Below are 399 nucleotides of genomic sequence, written 5' to 3'. Positions count from 1 at the left end.
TCCAGTCCAGATCGCCCGGTTCCCGGGCAGCGGCGCCCACCCAGGCCTGGAGGGGCAGACTGCCGCGCAGGATCAGGCCGTCTCCCCACGACGACTCGGTGATCACTCGGAGCAGATGGTCCTGAACGGTGCGCCGGGCGGTCCGCCAGCGCGGTGCGAGGGAGGGGTCGCTGAATGTCGGCTCGCCGGGGAACGGTCGGTCCGCCGCGCTCATACCGTCACCTCGGGCCGCCGCTCGCCTCGTTCCTCGACCGGGTGCTCGGTCCGCTCGTCGATCCAGCCCGCGTCCACAGCCGGATGGTCGTCGTGCACCACGAACTCCTCCTCGACCTCGGCCACTTCGAGACCGGCGGCGGCCAGCGCGCCGAGGAGGGCGTCGAGCCGGGCACGGGCCTCCGG

General features: G+C 73.4%; 2 protein-coding genes. Both read right to left on the bottom strand.

The window, feature by feature from the left end; all coding sequences use genetic code 11:
• Window positions 1-214 (bottom strand): hypothetical protein (locus AC1DYK_RS36065; protein ID WP_478170632.1); only part of this gene is annotated, 214 nt, incomplete at its 3' end.
• Window positions 211-399, bottom strand: a 189-nt coding sequence (locus tag AC1DYK_RS36060) for a hypothetical protein (protein ID WP_478170631.1), incomplete at its 5' end; no start/stop codon positions are given. The genes AC1DYK_RS36060 and AC1DYK_RS36065, both read right to left, overlap by 4 nt.

This window comes from Variovorax sp. P2_H12 (assembly GCF_056403395.1).
Note: the sequence above shows the minus strand (reverse complement) of the source record. Positions and strands in the feature narration are given on the sequence as shown.